Consider the following 267-nt stretch of genomic DNA (forward strand, 5'->3'; position numbering starts at 1 on the left):
CCGAGGCAGGTGAGTCTTTTAATGTACCAGCATAATAATCTTTTAAAAATTTCCGGTGTTCATAGGCATTGAATCCGGCGGCGGTAATGGAACTGTCTTCATAACCCAGCCCAATATCATCGTGGCAACGGGTATAACTAATCCAGGTGCAGCCATAGGGTTTCTGTAAAAGGTCATGTTGTGCAGCCAGCATTACCCTTGTATCGCCCGTTGCCAGTGCATCCCATTGCAATGCCATTTGTGTGGCATTATAGGCAACATCGCATT

The 267-nt window shown here is 46.1% G+C and carries 1 protein-coding gene; it reads right to left on the reverse strand.

From position 1 onward, the window contains the following. On the reverse strand, window positions 1-267 hold a 267-nt coding region (locus tag VJI77_RS07550), incomplete at both ends, for a hypothetical protein (protein WP_323988984.1).

Source organism: Parvimonas sp. D2, assembly GCF_035282635.1.
In the GTDB taxonomy this organism is placed as follows: domain Bacteria; phylum Bacillota; class Clostridia; order Tissierellales; family Peptoniphilaceae; genus Parvimonas.